Origin of the sequence: Streptomyces africanus (assembly GCF_002150735.1) — a bacterium.
GTDB classification, from domain to species: domain Bacteria; phylum Actinomycetota; class Actinomycetes; order Streptomycetales; family Streptomycetaceae; genus Streptomyces; species Streptomyces africanus.
This window is the reverse complement of the sequence record NZ_MUKA01000597.1, coordinates 1-1,084: the sequence shown is the minus strand read 5'-3', so window position 1 is coordinate 1,084 and position 1,084 is coordinate 1. Positions and strand designations below refer to the sequence as shown.

Sequence of the window (1,084 nt, the reverse complement as noted above, 5' to 3'; positions counted from 1 at the left end):
TCCTCGGGCGCGGTCCACACGGGGTGGTCGGCGGGCAGGAGCAGGCCGAGAAAGGCCTTGCTCGCCCAGTAGGGGGAGGCCGGGCCCGAGTACCGCTGGGTGACGGGCAGGAACGGCCCGTACCAGCCGAGCGTGAGCAGTCCCTGCGCGTCGGGCACGCCGCGCTCGGCGAAGTGCTTCAGCGCGCCGGAGGCGAGACGGCGGGTGCGGCCGGGCGGCAGCGGGGTGACGCCGGCGAGGGCACCCGCCCACAGCGGGGCCGTCGTCGCGAACCGGTAGGTGAGCGAGCGGCCCTGGTGGACGGGGGCGCCGTCGGCGCCGAAGAAGTGCTGGTGGGCGTGGAGGAACGACCGCAGGCGCCTCCGGTGTTCCGCCACCAGCCGGGGGTCGGCGCGCGGCCCCGCGATACGGGCCCACAGGACCGGATAGAGGTGCAGCGCCCAGGCGTTGTAGTAGTCGAACTTGCNNTCGGTGTACCAGCCGTCGCCCCGGTACCAGTCCTCCAGGCGGGCGAGGCCGGCGTCGATCTCCGTGCGGCTGTGCGGGGCCCCGACGGAGCCCAGGAACTCCTCGGTGATGACCTGGAACAGCCGCCAGTTGGAGTCGTTGACCACGGCTCCGACGAAGCCGCCGAGCCAGTCGGCGACCCGCTGCCGTACCCGGTCGTCGAGCCGGTCCCAGATCCAGGGGCGGGTCTCGTGCAGGGCGATCGCGAGGGACGCGGCCTCGACCATGGGCTGGGACCGGTCGGTGATGGGCGGCCAGCGGTCGGGGCCGCGCGGGTCGGTCCCGGCCGCGAGCCCGGCCGCGTACCGCTCGATCAGGCCGGGCACGCCCTGCCCGCCCGAACCGGCGATGCGGAACGCGGCCAGCAGGAAGGAGCGGGCGAAGCCCTCAAGACCGTCCGACCATGGCCCGGAGTGGCTGGGCGGGCCGGGCAGCCGGTACTGGGCCAGGCCCGGGGAGGCGTAGGGCGTCAGGGCGTCGAGGAGGCGGTCGGCGACGGCCTCCCAGTGGGCGCGGGTCCAGCCGGTGAGGGGCGAGGTCAGCGGATCGGGGGGTGGCAGGTGGGGCCTGTCTCTTA

General features: G+C 75.0%; 1 protein-coding gene. It reads right to left on the bottom strand.

Translation table 11 applies throughout. The features are described from left to right. The coding region (locus CCL05_RS42460; protein ID WP_143590053.1) for a DUF2264 domain-containing protein at positions 1-1,067 on the bottom strand (1,067 nt) is incomplete at its 3' end. Positions 1,068-1,084: the final 17 nt, after the last annotated feature.